The organism is Paraburkholderia sp. SIMBA_054 (genome assembly GCF_046534875.1).
Lineage (GTDB): Bacteria > Pseudomonadota > Gammaproteobacteria > Burkholderiales > Burkholderiaceae > Paraburkholderia > Paraburkholderia hospita.
In genome coordinates, this window is record NZ_JAWRXV010000006.1 from 209,214 (window position 1) to 229,496 (window position 20,283).

Annotated in this window: 19 protein-coding genes; all 19 read left to right on the top strand. The window is 60.7% G+C overall.

The features are described 5' to 3' along the window. Positions 1-94 precede the first annotated feature (94 nt). Positions 95-1,261 carry an ABC transporter substrate-binding protein gene (locus SB822_RS09770; RefSeq protein ID WP_007742814.1) on the top strand — a complete coding sequence of 389 codons (1,167 nt, stop codon included), beginning with the start codon at positions 95-97 and terminating at the stop codon, positions 1,259-1,261. Positions 1,262-1,526: 265 nt separating this feature from the next. Further along, entirely contained in the window at positions 1,527-2,687 is a 1,161-nt protein-coding gene (locus SB822_RS09775; RefSeq protein WP_090834707.1) for an ABC transporter substrate-binding protein, read from the top strand. Between the two features lie 221 nt (positions 2,688-2,908). Further along, positions 2,909-3,964: a branched-chain amino acid ABC transporter permease gene (locus tag SB822_RS09780; protein ID WP_090834705.1), complete on the top strand. Its 1,056-nt coding sequence runs from the start codon at positions 2,909-2,911 to the stop codon at positions 3,962-3,964. A gap of 4 nt (positions 3,965-3,968) precedes the next feature. Next, a complete protein-coding gene (locus tag SB822_RS09785; RefSeq protein ID WP_007742805.1) occupies positions 3,969-5,753 on the top strand; it encodes an ABC transporter permease subunit in 1,785 nt (594 codons plus the stop codon). Continuing rightward, a complete protein-coding gene (locus tag SB822_RS09790) occupies positions 5,753-6,514 on the top strand; it encodes an ABC transporter ATP-binding protein (protein ID WP_079498599.1) in 762 nt (253 codons plus the stop codon). The genes SB822_RS09785 and SB822_RS09790 overlap by 1 nt, the downstream gene beginning before the upstream one ends. Before the next feature lie 170 nt (positions 6,515-6,684). After that, entirely contained in the window at positions 6,685-8,643 is a 1,959-nt protein-coding gene (mnmG, locus tag SB822_RS09795; RefSeq protein WP_090834702.1) for a tRNA uridine-5-carboxymethylaminomethyl(34) synthesis enzyme MnmG, read from the top strand. Beyond that, the gene (rsmG, locus tag SB822_RS09800; protein ID WP_090834699.1) at positions 8,640-9,317 is read left to right on the top strand and encodes a 16S rRNA (guanine(527)-N(7))-methyltransferase RsmG; all 678 of its coding nucleotides are present in this window, start codon (positions 8,640-8,642) and stop codon (positions 9,315-9,317) included. The genes mnmG and rsmG overlap by 4 nt, the downstream gene beginning before the upstream one ends. 49 nt (positions 9,318-9,366) lie before the next feature. Further along, entirely contained in the window at positions 9,367-10,137 is a 771-nt protein-coding gene (locus SB822_RS09805; RefSeq protein ID WP_007581690.1) for a ParA family protein, read from the top strand. 38 nt (positions 10,138-10,175) lie between these two features. Continuing rightward, positions 10,176-11,066, top strand: a complete 891-nt coding sequence (locus tag SB822_RS09810) for a ParB/RepB/Spo0J family partition protein (protein ID WP_007581688.1) — start codon at positions 10,176-10,178, stop codon at positions 11,064-11,066. A gap of 12 nt (positions 11,067-11,078) precedes the next feature. Continuing rightward, positions 11,079-12,227, top strand: coding sequence for a sodium:proton antiporter (locus tag SB822_RS09815; RefSeq protein WP_090834697.1), 1,149 nt, complete (start codon positions 11,079-11,081; stop codon positions 12,225-12,227). A gap of 281 nt (positions 12,228-12,508) precedes the next feature. Then, positions 12,509-13,054, top strand: a complete 546-nt coding sequence (locus tag SB822_RS09820) for an ATP synthase subunit I (RefSeq protein ID WP_079498610.1) — start codon at positions 12,509-12,511, stop codon at positions 13,052-13,054. Positions 13,055-13,214: 160 nt separating this feature from the next. After that, positions 13,215-14,066, top strand: coding sequence for a F0F1 ATP synthase subunit A (gene atpB, locus SB822_RS09825; RefSeq protein ID WP_007581682.1), 852 nt, complete (start codon positions 13,215-13,217; stop codon positions 14,064-14,066). Positions 14,067-14,152: 86 nt separating this feature from the next. After that, the gene (gene atpE / locus SB822_RS09830) at positions 14,153-14,422 is read left to right on the top strand and encodes a F0F1 ATP synthase subunit C (RefSeq protein WP_007180033.1); all 270 of its coding nucleotides are present in this window, start codon (positions 14,153-14,155) and stop codon (positions 14,420-14,422) included. Positions 14,423-14,559: 137 nt separating this feature from the next. Beyond that, a complete protein-coding gene (locus SB822_RS09835) occupies positions 14,560-15,030 on the top strand; it encodes a F0F1 ATP synthase subunit B (RefSeq protein WP_007742789.1) in 471 nt (156 codons plus the stop codon). A 2-nt stretch (positions 15,031-15,032) separates the two neighbouring features. After that, positions 15,033-15,572, top strand: a complete 540-nt coding sequence (locus SB822_RS09840; protein ID WP_007581648.1) for a F0F1 ATP synthase subunit delta — start codon at positions 15,033-15,035, stop codon at positions 15,570-15,572. A 58-nt stretch (positions 15,573-15,630) separates the two neighbouring features. Continuing rightward, positions 15,631-17,172 carry a F0F1 ATP synthase subunit alpha gene (gene atpA / locus SB822_RS09845; RefSeq protein ID WP_007581646.1) on the top strand — a complete coding sequence of 514 codons (1,542 nt, stop codon included), beginning with the start codon at positions 15,631-15,633 and terminating at the stop codon, positions 17,170-17,172. 90 nt (positions 17,173-17,262) lie between these two features. After that, on the top strand, positions 17,263-18,150 hold the full coding sequence (atpG, locus tag SB822_RS09850; protein ID WP_007581644.1) for a F0F1 ATP synthase subunit gamma: 888 nt from the start codon (positions 17,263-17,265) through the stop codon (positions 18,148-18,150). Between the two features lie 92 nt (positions 18,151-18,242). After that, the gene (gene atpD, locus SB822_RS09855) at positions 18,243-19,637 is read left to right on the top strand and encodes a F0F1 ATP synthase subunit beta (RefSeq protein ID WP_039900422.1); all 1,395 of its coding nucleotides are present in this window, start codon (positions 18,243-18,245) and stop codon (positions 19,635-19,637) included. Positions 19,638-19,787: 150 nt separating this feature from the next. Next, on the top strand, positions 19,788-20,213 hold the full coding sequence (locus SB822_RS09860) for a F0F1 ATP synthase subunit epsilon (RefSeq protein ID WP_007581641.1): 426 nt from the start codon (positions 19,788-19,790) through the stop codon (positions 20,211-20,213). The last annotated feature ends 70 nt before the right edge of the window (positions 20,214-20,283 follow it).

Sequence of the window (20,283 nt, forward strand, 5' to 3'; positions counted from 1 at the left end):
CGGTATGCGTCCGCTACACTCGCCATTCGCCGACCATCGGGTCGGCCTTTGGGACATTCGAATCCATTCGAACATCGGGGCGTAGAGGAGCGGAATGAAGTCGGCATTGCGGTGGATCAGCGCGGCACTCGTCGCGACAGGCGTGTGCGCAACGTATAGCGGCGCGGCATTCGCGGACGTGAAAATCGGCATGACGGTATCGGCGACGGGGCCCGCGGCCTCGCTCGGCATTCCGGAGAAGAACACTAGCGCGCTTCTGCCGAAGGAAATCGCGGGCCAGAAAATCGACTACATCGTCCTCGACGATGCAACCGACTCGACGCAAGCCGTCAAGAACGCCCGCAAGCTCACCAGCGAAGATCACGTCGACGCGTTGATCGGCTCGACTGTCGTGCCGAACTCGCTGGCTATGATCGACATCGCCAACGAAACGCAAACGCCGATGATCTCGATGGCTGCGGCGGCGTCGATCGTCGAGCCGATGGACGCGAAGCGCTCGTGGGTCTTCAAGACGCCGCAGAACGACATTCTGATGGCGACGGCGATTGCGCAACACATGTCGAACCACGGCGTGAAGACGGTGGCGTTCATCGGCTTCTCGGATGCGTACGGCGAGAGCTGGTTCAAGGAGTTCACCAAGGCCGCTGATCTGAAGAAGATCAAGGTCGTCGCGAATGAACGTTTCGCACGCAACGATGCGTCCGTGACGGGCCAGGTGCTCAAGATGATGTCGCAGAACCCGGATGCCGTGCTGATCGCCGGCGCGGGCACGCCGGCCGCGTTGCCGGAAAAGACGCTGCGCGAGCGTGGCTTCAAGGGCAAGTACTATCAGACGCACGGCGTCGCGAATAACGACTTCCTGCGTGTGTGCGGCAAGGATTGCGAAGGCACGTATCTGCCCGCTGGTCCGCTGCTCGTCGCCGATCAACTGCCCGATTCCAATCCTGTGAAGAAGGCTTCGCTCGCGTACAAGCGCGCGTATGAAGGCGCTAACGGTGCGGGCTCGATCTCGACGTTTGGCGGTCACGCGTGGGACGCGGGCCTGCTTTTGCAACACGCCATTCCCATCGCGTTGAAGAAGGGCCAGCCGGGTACGCCGCAATTCCGTGAAGCATTGCGCGTCGCGCTCGAAGACACGAAAGATCTGCCCGGCTCGCACGGCATCTTCAACATGAGCGCGAACGATCACGCGGGTCTCGATCAGCGTGCACGTGTGATGGTGCAAATCGTCGATGGCAAATGGAAGCTTGCTTCCGATTAAACGAGGCGAACTAACGAATTCGAATTCACAAAAAAGACGCGAGCAGTTGACGCGTCTTTTTTATTGCACGCGAGATGTCTGAATAAAAAAGCCGTGCAACGGCGAGGGGAGGCGACTAAAGCGGTAGAGCCTGCGTTCGAGGTTTGACGCAATTGCAACGAGCAGGGAAAACCATGCTTGGCAGGCTTATACCCGATAACTAGATTCAGTTACCCGGTTCTTGAACTGGATTACGACACGCATTTAAAGCGTTTGGAGACAAGCAATGAAAACGACAAAACAATGGGTCCGTACCGCGATCGCGATGGCGCTCGTGTGCGGAGCAAGTGCGGCGATGGCGCAGGTGAAGATTGGGGTCACGCTGTCCACGACGGGACCGGCCGCATCGCTCGGCATCCCTGAGAAAAACACGATCGCGCTGCTGCCTAAGGAAATCGCGGGCAAGAGTGTGCAGTACATCGTGCTCGACGATGCATCGGATACGAGCCGCGCCGTGCAGAACACGCGCAAGCTGATCGACGAAGATCACGTCGATGCGATCATCGGCTCGACGGTCACGCCGAATTCCCTCGCGATGCTCGATCCCGTTTCCGAAGGCAAGACGCCGATGATCTCGCTCGCGGCATCGGCGGCCATCATCTCGCCGATGGATGCGAAACGTTCGTGGGTATTCAAGACGCCGCAGAACGACGGTCTGATGGCCGATGCAATCGCCGAGTACATGGAGAAGCACGGCGTGAAGACGGTCGCGTTCATCGGCTTCGCGGATGCCTATGGCGAGAACTGGTACAACGTGTTCAGCAAGGCGGCGGAAGGGCATCATCTGAAGCTCGTTGCGAACGAGCGCTATAACCGCACCGATGCATCGGTGACGGGGCAGGTGCTGAAGCTCGCTGCATCGAATGCGGATGCGGTGCTGATCGCCGGCGCGGGCACGCCGTCCGCACTGCCTGCGAAGGCGCTCAAGGAGCGCGGCTACAAGGGCAAGATCTATCAGACGCACGGCGTCGCGAACAACGACTTCCTGCGCGTGTGCGGCAAGGACTGCGAAGGCGAATTGCTGCCCGCAGGCCCGATTCTCGTCGCCGATCAGTTGCCCGATTCGAACCCGGTGAAGAAGTCGTCGCTCGCGTACAAGAACGCGTACGAGAAGGCCTATGGCGTGGGCACGGTGGCGACCTTCGGCGGTCACGCGTGGGATGCCGGCCAGATGCTCCAGCGCGCGATTCCCGAGGCGCTGAAGAAGGGCCAGCCGGGCACGGAAGCGTTCCGCGTCGCGTTGCGTGAAGCGCTTGAGAACATCAAGGACTTGCCACTCTCGCACGGCATCATGAACACGACGCCCACCGACCACAACGGTCTCGACAAGCGCGCACGCGTGATCATCGAGATCTCTGATGGCAAGTGGAAACTCCAGAACGACTAAGACGGTACGCGCCTCTCGCGCAAGGGCGTGGCGGCCAGCGTATGCGAAAGCGCTTAAGCCACGCAGCAATTTCTGATCGATAACAATGGCAAGCTCTGCCGCGCTGTATCTTAGGCGCGGCAGTTGTTTTATGTGTTTGAGCTTCGCTCCGTGGCGGGTGGTCGTTCAGCCGGCTCTCATTGTTTCTTAGTTTCGATTTCGACGTTCCAGGACGAGGAAGTATGGATCTATCAATTGCGGTGATCCTCGCGCAGGACGGCATCACGACCGGCGCGATCTACGCATTGCTCGCGCTCGCGTTGGTGCTGGTGTTCTCCGTGACGCGTGCCATTTTCATCCCGCAAGGGGAGTTCGTGTCGTACGGCGCGCTGACGCTCGCCGCACTGCAGACACAGAAGTTTCCGGCGACGTGCTGGCTGCTGATGGCGATGGGGCTCGCGTGCTTCGTCGTCGAGGTGACCGGCATGGCGCGGCATGCGGAGCGGCGGCGTCATGCGGCGCGTACGCTCGTGATGCTGGTCGGCAAGTATCTGTTGTTTCCCGTCGCCGTCTACGCGGTCACGCGCGGCGTATTCATGCAGCCGCTGCCGATGCTCGCGCAGATCGCGCTGACGCTGCTGATCGTGGTGCCGATGGGGCCGTTCGTCTATCGCCTCGCCTACGAGCCGGTTGCCGAAGGGACGACGCTGTTGCTGCTGATCGTATCCGTCGCCGTGCACTTCGCGATGGTCGGCCTCGGGCTCGTGATGTTCGGCGCGGAAGGCTCGCGGACCAACGCCTTCACCGACTCCACCTTCAACATCGGCAGCATGTCGATCTCGGGGCAGAGCGTGTGGGTGATCGGTGTCGCGGTGGTGCTGATCGGCGTGTTGTACGTGTATTTCGATCGCTCGATTTCGGGCAAGGCGTTGCGGGCGACGTCGGTGAACCGGCTCGGCGCGCAGCTGGTCGGCATCGGCACGACGCAGGCGGGACGGCTCGCGTTCACGCTCGCGGCCGGTCTCGGCGTGTTGTGCGGGATTCTCGTTGCGCCGCTGACGACCATCTATTACGACTCGGGTTTCCTGATCGGTCTGAAGGGCTTCGTCGGGGCGATTATCGGCGGGCTGGTGAGTTATCCGCTGGCTTTTGCGGGTTCGATACTCGTCGGCTTGCTGGAGTCGTATTCATCGTTCTGGGCCAGCTCCTACAAGGAAGTGATCGTGTTCACGCTGATCATTCCCGTGCTGCTCTGGCGGAGTCTCGCCAGCCCGCACGCGGAAGAAGAGGAGGAGTGACGCGATGAAACACATCATGCAAAACAGGTTCTTCTGGTTGTTCCTCGTCGTGATGTTCGCGCTGCCCGTGCTGCCGCAGCCGATCCGCGTGCCCGAGTACTGGGTGACGCTGCTCAACTACATCGGGCTGTATTCGATCGTGGCGATCGGCTTAGTGCTGCTGACAGGCATCGGCGGAATGACGAGCTTTGGACAGGCGGCGTTCGTCGGCGTCGGCGCCTATTCGACGGCGTATCTGACGACGCAGTTCGGCGTATCGCCGTGGCTCGCGCTGATCGTAGGTGTCGTTCTGACGGCGCTGATCGCGCTGCTGCTCGGCGCCGTCACGATGCGGCTGTCGGGCCACTTCCTGCCGCTCGGAACGATCGCATGGGGTCTCGCGCTGTTCTTCCTGTTCGGCAATATGGAGATGCTCGGCAAGTACGACGGGATCAACGGGATTCCGGTGCTGAACGTGCTCGGCATCAACCTGGAATCGGGCCGACATATCTACTACCTGATCTGGATCGTCGTGCTCGGCGCCGTGGTGTCTGTTCAGAATCTGCTTAATAGCCGGCCGGGGCGTGCGATCCGCGCGCTGCGCGGCGGCGGCTTGATGGCGGAGGCAATGGGCGTGAATACGGCGTGGATGCGCGTCGTGATCTTCGTCTACGCAGCGGTGCTGGCGGCGATTTCGGGCTTTCTGTACGCGCATTTGCAGCGCGCGGTGAATCCGACGCCGTTCGGCCTCAATCACGGCATCGAGTTTCTGTTCATGGCTGTGGTCGGCGGTGTCGCGCATGTGTGGGGCGCAGTGCTGGGCGCGGCGATCCTGACGATTCTGCAGGACTATCTGCAGACGCTGCTGCCGAAACTGCTCGGCGAAAACGGCAACTTCGAGATCATCGTCTTTGGCGTCCTGATGGTCCTGCTTTTGCAGTACGCGCGCCAAGGCGTGTGGCCGTTCGTCGCGCGCATGTTCCCCCGCGGCCCGCGCGCGCACGTGCCGGATCATGCGGATGCTTTGCCGCAGCGCAGCAAGCCGACAGCGGGCGAATCGCTGCTGGTGGTGGACAAGGCGCGCAAGCAGTTCGGCGGTCTGGTGGCGGTCAACGATGTCAGCTTCGAAGTGAAGGCGGGGCAGATCATCGGCTTGATCGGGCCGAACGGCGCGGGCAAGTCGACGACCTTCAATCTGGTCACGGGCGTTCTGCAGCCGACGAGTGGCTCGATTTCGTTTCAAGGCGAGCGTATCGATGCGCTCAATTCACGTGAAATCGTCAAACGCGGCATTGGGCGCACGTTCCAGCACGTCAAGCTGCTGCCGGGCATGACCGTGCTGGAGAACGTCGCCATCGGCGCGCATCTGCGCGGGCACGCGGGCGTGTGGCGCAGCGTGGCGCGCCTGAATGCGGCCGAGGAGGCGCGTCTGATGGCGGAAGCGGCTCGCCAGATCCGGCGCGTGGGTCTCGAAGAGCATATGTACGACGAAGCGGGTAGCCTCGCGCTGGGCAAACAGCGGATTCTGGAGATTGCGCGGGCGCTGTGCTGCGATCCGACGCTTCTGCTGCTCGATGAGCCGGCAGCCGGCCTGCGTTATCAGGAAAAGCAGCAACTGGCGACGCTCCTGCGCAAGCTTCGCGAGGAAGGTATGAGCGTGCTGCTAGTCGAACACGATATGGATTTCGTGATGAACCTGACGGATCGACTGGTGGTCATGGAGTTTGGGACGCGTATCGCGGAAGGCTTGCCGCAGGACGTGCAGAACGATCCGGCCGTGCTGGAAGCTTATCTGGGCGGGGTGGAGTGATGGTGAATCAGACGACGGCTGCACCGATTCTCGAAGTGAGCAGCCTTTCCGTGCGCTATGGAAAGGTGGAAGCGCTGCATGGCGCGAAGATCGCCGTCGGCCCCGGCCAGATCGTCTCGGTGATCGGTCCGAACGGCGCCGGCAAGTCGACACTGCTGAACGCGATCATGGGCGCGTTGCCCGTGACGGGACATGCAAAGGGCGCGATTATGTACCGGGACGAGGACGTGAGCCACGTTCCCATCGAAAAGCGGGTCGCGCGCGGTATGTGTCTTGTGCCGGAAAAGCGCGAGCTGTTTTCCGCGATGACGGTCGAGGACAATCTGGTTCTGGGCGCATATCGCCGCAAGCGCGCTGGCGAGCGAAATTACCTCGATCAACTTGAGCCTGTGTTCCAGCTTTTTCCGCGATTGAAGGAGCGTCGCAAGCAGGCTGCTGGTACGTTATCGGGCGGCGAGCGGCAAATGCTGGCGGTGGGACGCGCGCTGATGGGCAAGCCGGATCTGCTGATGCTCGATGAGCCGAGCTTGGGCCTGGCGCCGCTGATCGTGAAGGAGATTTTTCATATCATCAGTGCATTGCGTCAGACGGGTGTTGCCACGCTGCTGATTGAGCAGAATGCACGCGCTGCGCTGCAGATCTCCGACTACGGCTATGTTCTCGAAACAGGAGAACTGGCGCTAGAAGGAGCGGCGAATGAGTTGGCGCAAAATCCGCGTGTTATCGAAACATATTTGGGTCTGACGAAGAAAGTCGCCTAGCCAAAGGATTTTTCGGCGGATTGGCTGTCAAACGAGCGGCGTGTTTCACGTGAAACACGCCGTTTTTTCGTCCTATACCGTCTGGACGGAATTCGGGCCAAAAGCGAACCCGCTATAATTTCGCCCATACTTTCATTTAGGCTCACGCTGGATCCCGCGTGAGATCCGCGATGCTTTATCCCACAGAGTTTGACGTAATCGTCGTTGGCGGCGGTCATGCCGGCACGGAAGCCGCTTTGGCGTCTGCGCGCATGGGCAACAAGACGCTTTTGCTGACGCACAACATCGAAACCCTCGGTCAGATGAGCTGCAATCCTTCGATTGGCGGCATTGGCAAAGGCCATCTGGTCAAGGAAGTCGACGCGCTCGGCGGCGCAATGGCGGCTGCTACCGACGAAGGCGGGATTCAATTCCGCATTCTCAACTCGTCGAAGGGGCCCGCCGTTCGGGCGACGCGCGCACAGGCTGATCGCATTCTGTACAAGGCGGCGATCCGCCATCGCCTCGAAAATCAGCCTAATCTTTGGCTGTTTCAGCAGTCTGTCGACGATTTGATGGTCGAAGGCGACCGTGTTGTCGGCGCGGTGACGCAGGTTGGGGTTCGTTTCCGATCGCGTGCGGTAGTTTTGACGGCTGGCACGTTCCTCGATGGGAAGATCCACGTCGGTCTCAACAACTACACGGGCGGGCGGGCAGGGGACCCGGCTGCGGTGTCGCTGTCGGCACGGCTGAAGGAGTTGAAGCTGCCGCAGGGCCGGTTGAAGACGGGCACACCGCCGCGTATCGACGGCCGTACGATCGATTTCTCGAAGCTGGAAGAGCAGCCGGGTGACCTCGATCCAATCCCCGTGTTCTCGTTTCTCGGACGCGTCGAGCAGCATCCGCGACAGGTCCCGTGCTGGGTTACGCATACCAATTCCCAGACTCACGACATCATCCGCAGCGGTCTGGACCGTTCACCGATGTACACGGGTGTCATCGAAGGCGTTGGTCCGCGTTATTGCCCTTCCATCGAAGACAAGATTCACCGTTTCGCTTCGAAAGAGTCGCATCAGATCTTTCTCGAGCCGGAAGGCTTGACCACAAACGAGTTCTATCCGAACGGAATCTCTACGAGCCTGCCGTTTGATGTCCAGCTCGAGTTGGTCCGGTCGATGGTCGGGCTCGAGCACGCGCACATCCTGCGTCCGGGCTATGCGATCGAGTACGACTACTTCGATCCGCGCGGGCTGAAGGCGTCGTTGGAGACGAAGGTGATCAACGGCCTGTTCTTCGCCGGTCAGATCAACGGGACTACCGGCTACGAAGAGGCGGCGGCGCAAGGGCTGCTGGCGGGGATCAATGCTGGCTTGTATGTGCAGGGCAAGGAAGCGTGGTGTCCGCGCCGCGATCAGGCTTATCTGGGCGTGCTGGTGGACGATCTCGTGACACGGGGCGTCTCCGAGCCTTATCGGATGTTCACGAGCCGCGCAGAGTATCGCTTGAGCCTGCGTGAAGACAACGCCGACATGCGCCTGACGGAGATCGGACGTGAACTCGGCGTGGTGGATGACGAGCGTTGGGATGCTTTCAGCCGAAAACGCGACGCTGTTTCACGTGAAACAGAGCGACTGCGCACCACGTGGGTCAATCCGAAGACGCTTTCGTCTGAGGAAGCGACCGCCTTGCTCGGCAAGTCGATCGATCATGAGTACAGTCTCGCCGATCTGCTGCGGCGTCCCGGAGTCTCGTACGACGGCGTCTGCGCTCTGCGCGAAGGCGCCTGCGGCCCGGCCGAAGTGCTGGCCGATGACGAAGTGCTGCTCGCGCAGATCAAGGAACAGATCGAGATTGGCGTCAAATATCAGGGCTATATCGAGCGGCAAGCAGGTGAGATTGAGCGAAACGAGGCGCACGAGAACACGAGGTTGCCGGAAAACCTCGATTACTCGGAGGTCCGCGGGCTGTCGTTCGAGGCACGTCAGAAGTTGACGCAGTTCCGCCCGGAAACGATCGGCCAGGCGTCGCGCATTTCCGGCATCACGCCGGCCGCGATCTCGCTGCTGATGGTTCACCTGAAGCGCGGCCTCGGTCGGCGCGCGGAGAAACCCACTAACGCTGGCACCGACAACTCGCCGGTGGCTCAATGACGGCGCGTATCGACACGACAGCGGGGCGCGAGGCGCTCGCCGCTCTGCTGGAAGAGGGCCTACGCGAACTGGACATCGAGCTGAGCGCGGAACAAAAGGGCAAGCTGCTCGACTACGTTGCGTTGCTGGCCAAGTGGAACACCGTCTACAACCTGACGGCGATTCGCGATCCGCGGCAAATGCTGATTCAGCACATCCTCGATTCACTTTCGATCGTTCCGCATCTGGCTACGCTTGGGCCCGCGACGGCGCTGGACGTCGGCTCAGGAGGCGGACTGCCGGGCATCGTTCTGGCGATCGTGTTTCCCGAATGGTCGATCACCGTCAACGACATCGTTCAGAAAAAGTCCGCGTTCCAGTCACAAGCTAAGGCGGAACTGGGCTTGGGAAATCTGTCGGTTGTGACGGGGCGCGTCGAAAATCTGCGGCCAAGGGCCGAGGTTCCAGGAAAGTTCGATGTAATTGTCTCGCGCGCATTCGCAGAGCTGGCGGATTTCGTTACACTGGCCCGTCACCTCGTTGCGGACGATGGCGCGATCTGGGCAATGAAGGGCGTTCGACCGGATGGGGAAATCGAGCGCCTGCCTGAAGGCGCCCACGTGAAGCAAGTCATTCGTCTCAAAGTGCCTGCGCTGGATGCCGAGCGGCATCTGATCGAAGTCACGGTAGGCTGAATTCCAGATCGAAATTTCATTAAACAGGCTGCAAAGGGACACCTAACAGATGGCAAAAATCTTCTGCGTTGCGAACCAGAAGGGTGGAGTCGGCAAAACGACGACCGCGGTCAATCTCGCCGCGAGCCTCGCATCGCAGGGACAGCGGGTCCTGCTCATCGATCTCGATCCGCAAGGTAACGCCACCATGGGCAGCGGCGTCGACAAAGCCGCTTGCGAGAACACGGTTTACGAAGTGCTGGTCGACGGCGTGTCGTTGGCCGACGCGCGAGTGAAGTCCGAAGCCGTTTCGTATGATGTCGTGCCGGCGAACCGCGAACTGGCAGGGGCCGAAGTCGAACTCGTGGGGATGGAGAATCGCGAGCGTCAGCTCAAGGAGGCGATTGCGCACGTCGTGCCGGACTACGACTTCGTGCTGATCGACTGTCCTCCCGCGCTGTCGCTGCTGACGCTGAACGGACTCTGCGCCGCGCATGGCGTCGTTATCCCGATGCAATGCGAATATTTCGCGCTCGAGGGCCTGTCGGACCTCATCAATACGATCAAGCAGGTGCATGCGAACCTGAACCGCGACCTGAAGGTGATCGGCTTGTTGCGCGTGATGTTCGATCCACGCATCACATTGCAACAGCAGGTATCGGAACAACTGAAAGAGCACTTTGGAGACAAGGTGTTCGACGTCGTCATCCCGCGGAACGTCCGACTCGCCGAGGCGCCGAGTTACGGCCTGCCGGGTGTCGTGTTCGACCGCGCATCGCGCGGCGCGCAGGCTTATGTGCAGTTCGGCGCGGAAATGATCGAGCGGGTGCGCCTGCTATGACGCAGCGTCAATCATCCAAAGCGGATCGAGGAACCACGATGAACGCAGTAGCACGGAAGAAGGGGTTGGGCAGGGGGCTGGAGGCACTGCTCGGCGGAAGCGCGGATATCACGGAAGCGGTGAAGATCAACGGCGCACCTCACACGTTGCCGCTCGACAAGATGCAGGCGGGCAAGTATCAGCCGCGCACGCGCATGGACGAGGGTGCGCTGCAGGAACTGGCGGCCAGCATTCGCGCTCAGGGCCTGATGCAGCCGATTCTGGTGCGACCCGTCTCTCCGGAGAAGTTCGAAATCATCGCGGGTGAGCGGCGTTTTCGCGCTGCGCGCCTTGCTGGCCTCGAAGAAGTGCCTGTCCTGGTGCGCGACGTGCCCGATCAGGCTGCCGCCGCGATGGCGCTCATCGAAAATATCCAGCGCGAGGACCTGAACCCGCTAGAAGAGGCGCAGGGTATCCAGCGGCTGCTCGATGAGTTCAGTTTCACCCATGAACAGGCGGCCGAGTCGGTGGGGCGCTCGCGTAGCGCGGTGTCGAATCTGCTGCGTCTGCTGAATCTGGCGTCTCCCGTACAAACGATGCTGCTCGCCGGCGATCTCGACATGGGCCACGCGCGCGCACTGCTTGCCGTGGACGGGGCCACGCAGATTACGCTCGCGAACCAGGTCGTCAACAAGCGCATGTCGGTGCGTGAAACCGAAAAGCTGGTCACGGCGACGACGAAGGCTGTACCTACTGTGAAGGCGAAAGCGAACAACGACGGCGGCCGCGACACGCGACGGCTCGAAGAGGAACTGTCGGATCTGCTAGCTGCCACGGTGAAGATCAAGCTCGGACGCCGTGGGCGAGGGCAGGTGCTCGTCGATTTCGGCGACCTGGATGCACTGGAAGGCATTCTCGTTCGGCTGCGGGGCAACGCAGCCGCCGCATAAGAACCTTCCCCGATGCCCGCTGCCGAGCAAGCGCTAAGATCACATCGCAACCTGCCACGCACGATCATCCACTATGCAACGAAGGAGCCGGTCCTTACGGTGCTCGTCGTTGCATTGATCGTGTTGCAGGTTTTTCATCCGCATCCGTGGGGATCGTTGCCCGCGCTGGTCGACTGGCAGACGGTGATGACGCTCGCCGGGCTCCTGATCTTGACGAAGGCCGTCGAATATTCAGGATTCCTGATGTGGCTCGCCCATCGCGTCGTCCATCACATCCGGTCGCAGCGAGCGCTGGCGTATCTGTTGATCGCGCTCGCGGCAGCGCTGTCGACGTTGCTCACCAACGATGTCGCGTTGTTCGTCGTCGTGCCGCTTGCGTTATCGCTGAACGAGTTGGCGCCGCTGCCGCTCAAGCGTCTCGTCATTTTCATCGCGATAGCGGTCAACGCTGGCTCGATCCTCACGCCCTTGGGCAATCCGCAAAATCTGTTTCTCTGGCAATCGAGCGGCGTCTCATTCGGTGGATTCGTGCTGGCGCTCGCGCCCTTGTGCTTCGCGCTGATGGTGATGCTGTACGCGTTGGCAACGGTGTCGTTCAAGCGGACTGCGCTGGATCTGTCGAAAGACACGGAACCGCACCCCGTTGACCGTCCGTTGCTTGGCGTTGCCGTCGTCTTGTTTGCGGCATTCGTGCTGCTCGCCGATTCTCATCGAGCGGGCATCGGACTGATTGGCGTGGGAGTCGGATTTATCTTCTGGCGCCCCCGAATCGTTCTGAAGATCGACTGGCTTTTGTTGCTGATCTTCGTATTCATGTTCATTGTGTTGAGAAGCGTCGCAGCGCTGCCGTGGGTACACAACGCTGTCGGGCAACTGCATCTCGCGACGCCGCTGCGCGCCTACGCGGCGGGCGCCGTGCTGTCCCAGTTCATCAGCAACGTCCCCGCGGCGATCATGCTGGCCGAGTTTTCGAAGGATTGGCGCGCGCTTGCGTTCGGCGTCAGCGTCGGCGGCTTCGGATTCGCGATCGGTTCGCTGGCGAATCTGATTGCAATGAGGCTTTCAGGAGAGCGCGGAATGTGGGCGCAATTTCACCTCTTTTCGATTCCGTTCTGGGTCGTCGGCGGCGCAATCGGCGGCTGGCTTCTGTTGCATTTTTGACACTCCTGCGTGTGGCAAAAACACGCATTGGAACGTGATGCCCTAGCACAGTCCGGCCCGGACTTCCCGGTCTCCCGCGACGTCCTTACATTTGCAGTCCGACAGCATGAAAATCGGAGTTTTCCCGTATCGTGAAGCACCGTTTCATGCGGGTTATTGGTCGGGCTAAAGTCTTGAATTGCCTGCAACTATCGCTTACAATCGCCCGGATTTATTTGCTAGGCAATCCCGTAAGCGGTGCGAAAGCTCGCGGACTGAACAGGACTCTGCGGAACACTGCGATGGCGGTCAAAGCGTCGAACCAAACGCCGCAACAACGGCACGACGAACACCGCGACGGGCGCAGTGGCCCGCAAGCGACTGATGGTCAGCGCGCCGTGCATGACGAGGCGTGGGATGCCGAGCAGCAAGATAACAATATCGTTCCGCTCACGCGGGCCGAGGCCGAAAAGCTGTTTGGCCCGAACGTGAGTCGTCCATCGCGCGTTACACCGTTCAAGGTCGTGATCGCGCAAATGGTTTTGTCCCTGGGTGCGACGCTGTTGTGGTGGCTGTTCTACAAGCCGCCGGGCGCTGCTGCGCTGTCAGCCTTCCTGGGGGGAGCGATTTGCTGGGTGCCGAGCGCATTATTCGCGGCACGTCTTAAGAAGTTGAGCGGCGCCCAGACAGCGATGAGCTGGATGATCGGTGAAGCGCTCAAGATGGGGACAACGATCGCGATGTTTATTGCCATCGCCTTCTGGTATCACGACGTACGGTGGATTCCGCTGCTCGTGACCTATCTCATCGCTCTCAAGACGTACTGGATCGCGCTCGCCTGGCGATGAAGCAAACGAGACATTAGGCTGATGCGAGGCGTGAACAACGCGGCGTCAGCAACGAGGCGCGCGGGTTCGACAAAGTCCCGCGCTGGCGTGTTCCCGCAATAAAGTATTGCGGCGGGAGCGGCCCGGAAAAATTTTCGACAATTTGGGTGGCACTAACGATATGGCAGCTAGCGAAGGAACGCGCGCTCTGGATCCGTCCGAGTACATTGCGCACCACTTGCAGAATTTTTCCACCGCTCATCAGACGTCGATCTTCGACATCCACGTCTGGAATCTCGATACGCTTTTCTGGTCGATCGTATGCGGTCTCGTCACCATCCTCATCTTGCGTCTCGCTGCGCGTAAGGCGACGTCCGGCGTGCCGGGCCGCTTCCAGTGCGCAGTCGAAATGCTGGTCGAGATGGTCGAGGATCAATCGAAGTCGATGATCCACGGCAATCGCACGTTCATCGCACCGCTGGCGCTGACCGTGTTCGTCTGGGTCGCGCTGATGAACTCGCTCGACTTTCTCCCCGTCGACCTGCCGGGCCGCGTGATCGGCTGGCTGGGTCTGTCGGAAGTCATCCCGCACCACCGCATCGTTCCGACTGCCGACCTGAACGGCACGCTCGGCATCGCGCTTGGCGTGTTCGCGTTGATGATTTACTACAACTTCAAGATCAAGGGCGCAGGCGGCTTCGTGCACGAGTTGCTGTCCGCTCCGTTCGGCGCGCATCCGCTGCTGTGGATCCCGAACCTTGCACTGAACATCATCGAGTTCGTCGCGAAGACGGTTTCCCTCGGCATGCGGCTGTTCGGCAACATGTACGCGGGCGAGCTGTTGTTCCTGCTGATTGCCCTGCTCGGCAGCATCTGGAGCTTCGGCGCGGACACGACGGTGCTTGGCTTCATCGGCCACGTGATCGCGGGCAGCGTGTGGGCGGTCTTCCACATCCTGATCGTTCTGCTGCAGGCGTTCATTTTCATGATGCTGACGCTGGTGTACATCGGCCAGGCACACGACTCCCACTAACGTGGCGTCGTAAGAAAGAATCAGAGTTTCAAGAATCGTAGTTTTTTAAATCCCAGTTCCAAAAAGACTTTTCACAAGGAGTGATCATGCAAGCTTTCATCGCCAACATCCAGGGTCTGACCGCCATCGGTATCGGCATCATCATCGGCCTGGGTGCTATCGGCGCCTGTATCGGTATCGGTCTGATGGGCGGCAAGTACATCGAAGCATGCGCTCGCCAGCCGGAACTGATGAACCCGCTGCAAACCAAGATGTTCCTGCTGGCTGGTCTGATCGATGCGGCGTTCCTGATTGGCGTTGGTGTGGCAATGCTGTTTGCGTTCGCGAACCCGCTGCTGTCGAAGCTGGCAGGCTGAGGTTCCTCGGAAGTGTGCGCCTGATCTATAACTGATAAGGCGCGAAGCGGAACGGGCACTAAGGCGCTGATCGAGCAATGAATCGATGAGCGCCTTGCCGTTTCCTCCTCCGACCAAGCAACGTTTAAGGAAACACCGTGAATCTCAACGCAACCCTGTTTGCGCAAATGGTCGTGTTCCTGATCCTCGCGTGGTTCACGATGAAGTTCGTGTGGCCGCCGCTGATCAACGCCCTCGACGAGCGCTCGAAAAAGATCGCCGACGGCCTCTCGGCCGCTGAAAAGGGCAAGTTGGAACTCGAAGCGGCGCATAAGCGCGTCGACCAGGAGCTCGCTCAGGCACGCAACGACGGTCAGCAACGTATTGCTGACGCCGAAAAGCGTGCAGTCGCAGTCGCTGACGAAATCAAGGCACAGGCGCAAGCCGAAGCTGCGCGCATCATCGCTCAGGCGAAAGCCGACGCCGATCAGCAGGTCGTGAAGGCGCGTGAAACGCTGCGTGGCGAAGTCGCCGCGCTCGCCGTGAAGGGTGCCGAACAGATCCTGAAGCGCGAAGTCGACCAGGCGGCTCACGCCGACCTGCTGAATCAACTCAAAGCCGAGCTCTGATCATGGCCGAACTTGCAACCATCGCCCGTCCGTACGCAGAAGCGCTGTTTGGCGTGGCCGAAGCTGGTGACACCGCCGCCTGGTCCACGCTCGTGCAGGAGCTGGCACAGGTTGCGCGTCTGCCCGAAGTGCTGTCGATTGCCTCGAGCCCGAAAGTCAGCCGTGCCCAGATCAGCGACCTGCTGCTGGCCGCGGTGAAATCGCCGCTCAAGGACAACCCGCAGGCGAAGAATCTGGTTCAGATGCTGGTCGACAATCATCGTCTGCCGCTCTTGCCGGAAATCGCCACGCAGTTCGAAGAGTTGAAGAACGCCCGCGAAGGTGCGGCCGATGCGCTGATCGTCAGCGCATTCCCCCTTGAAGGTGCGCAGCTGAACGACCTCGTCGCAAGCCTCGAACGCAAATTCAAGCGCAAGCTGAAGCCGACGGTCCAGGTGGACGCGTCGTTGATCGGCGGCGTTCGCGTGACGGTTGGTGACGAAGTGCTCGATACCTCGGTCCGCGCGCGGCTCGCCAGCATGCAGACGGCTCTGACGGCCTGAAGCCCTCACGTGGTTGTGACGGCTGGCACGCAACAGAATTGACTATCAGGAGCGAATAATGCAACTCAATCCCTCTGAGATCAGCGAGCTGATCAAGAGCCGGATCCAGGGCCTTGAAGCGAGCGCAGACGTTCGCAACCAGGGCACCGTGATCTCCGTGACCGACGGTATCGTGCGTATCCACGGCCTGTCGGAAGTGATGCAGGGCGAAATGCTCGAATTCCCGGGCAACGTGTACGGCCTCGCGCTGAACCTCGAGCGTGACTCGGTCGGCGCGGTGATTCTGGGCGAATACGAAAGCATCTCGGAAGGCGACGTCGTCAAGACGACGGGCCGCATTCTCGAAGTGCCGGTGGGCCCGGAAATGATCGGCCGCGTGGTCGACGCACTGGGCAATCCGATCGACGGCAAGGGCCCGATCAATGCGAAGAAAACCGACGCAATCGAAAAGATTGCTCCGGGCGTGATCTGGCGTAAGTCGGTGTCGCAACCGGTGCAAACCGGTCTGAAGTCGATCGACTCGATGGTGCCGATCGGCCGTGGCCAGCGCGAGCTGATCATCGGCGACCGCCAGTGCGGCAAGACGGCCGTCGCAGTCGACACGATCATCAACCAGAAGGGTAAAGACCTGTTCTGTATCTACGTCGCGATCGGGCAGAAGGCTTCGTCAATCGTGAACGTGGTTCGCAAGCTCGAAGAAACGGGCGCGATGGAATACACGATCGTCGTCGCCGCTTCGGCTTCGGAATCGGCAGCGATGCAGTACCTCGCACCGTACGCCGGCTGCACGATGGGCGAATACTTCCGCGATCGCGGCCAGGACGCGCTGATCGTTTATGACGACTTGACCAAGCAGGCTTGGGCATACCGTCAGATCTCGCTGCTGCTGCGCCGTCCGCCGGGCCGTGAAGCTTACCCGGGCGATGTGTTCTATCTGCACTCGCGTCTGCTGGAACGTGCTGCTCGCGTCTCGGAAGAGTACGTCGAGAAGTTCACGAACGGCGAAGTGAAGGGCAAGAGCGGCTCGCTGACGGCACTGCCCGTCATCGAAACGCAAGCTGGCGACGTGACCGCATTCGTTCCGACGAACGTGATCTCGATTACCGACGGCCAGATCTTCCTCGAAACCGACCTCTTCAACGCAGGTATCCGCCCGGCAATTAACGCCGGCGTGTCCGTGTCGCGCGTTGGTGGTGCGGCGCAGACGAAGGTCGTGAAGAAGCTGTCGGGCGGTATCCGTACCGACCTCGCACAGTACCGTGAACTGGCAGCGTTCGCACAGTTCGCATCGGACCTCGACGAAGCCACCCGCAAGCAGCTGGAGCGCGGCCGCCGCGTGACGGAACTGCTGAAGCAGCCGCAGTATCAGCCGCTGCAAGTGTGGGAGCTGTCGGTGTCGCTGTTCGCAGCGAACAACGGCTACCTCGACGATCTGGAAGTGTCGCAAGTGCTGCCTTTCGAAAAGGGCCTGCGCGATTTCCTGAAGTCGAAGCACGCTGACCTGATCAAGCGCATCGAAGACAACAAGGACCTCTCGAAGGACGACGAGGGCGCGCTGCATGCCGCACTCAAGGACTTCAAGAAGTCGGGCGCTTATTGATCCGCGAGTGATCCGCAAGGCATAAACGGACCTTGAAGCAGCGTGGGCGCGTGAAAGCGCGTTCGTGCTGCTTCGATCAAGGAGCAAGCAATGGCTGGAATGAAGGAAATTCGCGGCAAGATCAAGAGCGTGCAAAACACGCGCAAGATCACGAAAGCGATGGAGATGGTGGCCGCATCGAAGATGCGCCGCGCTCAGGAGCGCATGCGCGCTGCTCGCCCGTATGCCGACAAGGTCCGCGATATCGCTGCGCACATGAGCAGTGCTACTCCGGAATACCGTCACCCGTTCATGGTCACGAACGAAGGGGCGAAGTCGACAGGCTTCATCCTTGTCACGACTGACAAGGGGCTGTGCGGGGGTATGAACACGAACGTGCTGCGCGCTTCGCTCCAGAAGTTCAAGGAGCTGGAAGGTCAGGGCAAGACGGTCGAAGCGACGGCAATCGGCAGCAAGGGTCTTGGTTTCCTGAACCGTCTGCGCGCGAAGGTCGTGTCGAACGTCGTGCAACTGGGCGACACGCCGCACCTCGAGAAACTGATCGGCGCTGTGAAGGTTCAGCTCGACATGTACTCGGAAGGCAAGGTTTCCGCCGTGTACATCGCGTACACCCGCTTCGTCAACACGATGAAGCAGGAGCCGGTGATCGAGCAGTTGCTGCCGCTGTCGGCGGAACAGTTCGAGCGCAAGGACGACAAGGATGGTCCGACGCCGAAAACGTCGTGGGACTACATCTACGAGCCGGACGCGCAAACCGTCGTTGACGAACTGCTGGTGCGTTATGTCGAAGCGTTGGTCTATCAGGCCGTCGCGGAAAACATGGCATCGGAACAGTCGGCACGGATGGTCGCGATGAAGGCCGCTTCGGACAATGCGAAGACGGTCATCAACGAACTGCAGCTCGTGTACAACAAGAGCCGTCAGGCAGCGATCACGAAGGAACTGTCGGAAATCGTCGGTGGCGCCGCGGCAGTCTGACGCTAACGTCGACACGCGGAAGCGCCTTCTGGCGAGTCCACCGAAACTGCGCCGTTGCGCGAGTGAAGAATTGAGTATCTAAAGGAAAAGCGATGAGTACTACTGCTTTGGTAGAAGGCAAGATCGTACAGTGCATCGGCGCGGTGATCGACGTGGAATTCCCGCGTGAGAACATGCCGAAGGTTTACGACGCGCTCATTCTCGAAGGTTCGGAACTGACGCTCGAAGTCCAGCAGCAGCTGGGCGACGGCATTGTCCGTACCATCTGTCTGGGTTCGTCGGACGGTCTGCGCCGTGGCGTCGTGGTGAAGAACACCGCGAAGCCGATCAGCGTGCCCGTCGGCAAGCCGACCCTCGGCCGCATCATGGACGTGCTGGGCCGTCCGATCGACGAAGCCGGCCCGATCTCGAGCGAAACGACGCGCTCGATCCACCAGAAGGCGCCGAGGTTCGACGAACTGTCGCCGTCGACGGAACTGCTCGAAACGGGTATCAAGGTTATCGACCTGATCTGCCCGTTCGCAAAGGGCGGCAAGGTGGGTCTGTTCGGTGGTGCTGGCGTGGGCAAGACCGTCAACATGATGGAGCTCATCAACAACATCGCGAAAGAGCACGGCGGTTACTCCGTGTTCGCGGGCGTGGGCGAGCGTACCCGTGAAGGGAACGACTTCTACCACGAAATGAAGGACTCGAACGTTCTGGACAAGGTCGCGCTGGTCTACGGCCAGATGAACGAGCCGCCGGGCAACCGTCTGCGCGTCGCGCTGACGGGCCTGACGATGGCCGAGCACTTCCGTGACGAAGGCCTCGACGTGCTGTTCTTTGTCGACAACATCTACCGTTTCACGCTGGCCGGTACGGAAGTGTCGGCACTGCTGGGCCGTATGCCTTCCGCAGTGGGCTATCAGCCGACGCTGGCTGAAGAAATGGGCAAGCTGCAAGAGCGTATTACGTCGACGAAGACGGGCTCGATTACGTCGGTTCAGGCCGTGTACGTCCCTGCGGATGACTTGACCGACCCGTCGCCGGCTACGACCTTCGGCCACCTGGACGCAACCGTCGTTCTGTCGCGTGACATCGCTTCGCTGGGCATCTACCCGGCAGTGGACCCGCTCGATTCGACCTCGCGTCAGATCGACCCGCACGTGATCGGCGAAGAGCACTACTCGATCACGCGCCGCGTTCAGCAGACGCTGCAGCGCTACAAGGAACTGCGCGACATTATCGCGATTCTGGGCATGGACGAACTGTCGCCGGAAGACAAGCTGTCGGTCGCGCGCGCTCGTAAGATCCAGCGTTTCCTGTCGCAGCCGTTCCACGTTGCTGAAGTGTTCACGGGCTCGCCGGGCAAGTACGTGCCGCTGAAGGAAACGATCCGTGGCTTCAAGATGATCGTCGACGGCGAGTGCGATCACCTGCCGGAGCAGGCGTTCTACATGGTCGGCACGATCGACGAAGCCTTCGAAAAGGCCAAGAAGATCCAGTAACGGCTGGGTGTAATGAAGCGGGCGCCGGCTCGCGCGCGGCCGCCGTCGCAAGACGGCCGTCGGGCAACGCGGGCGCCTCGTCCTACACTCAACCATGGGACCGGAGTTTGGCGCTGACGCGCCGTCTCTGGTCGACAGGAGTCGACATAAATGGCAACCATCAAGGTAGACGTCGTCAGCGCGGAAGAGCAGATCTTCTCGGGCCAGGCGAAGTTCGTTGCGCTGCCGGGCGAAGCGGGTGAACTCGGCATTCTGCCGGGCCACACGCCGCTCATCACGCGGATTCGTCCGGGTGCCGTGCGCATCGAATCTGAAAACGGCGAAGAGGAGTTCGTGTTCGTTGCTGGCGGCATTCTCGAAGTTCAGCCGGGCGCGGTGACGGTTCTGGCCGACACGGCGATCCGCGGCAAGGATCTCGACGAAGCGAAAGCCGAGCAGGCTCGCAAGCGCGCAGAAGAAGCGCTCCAGAACACTGGCTCGAACCTCGAATACGCGACTGCGCAAGCGGAACTCGCGTATGCGACGGCTCAGCTGGCGGCGATCCAGCGTCTGCGTAAGCTGCGCGGACAGCAATAAGCAGCACAATTGAAAAGCAGCCTTCGTGGCTGCTTTTTTTTGTCGCCTACTTGACGTTTACGGAAAGGTA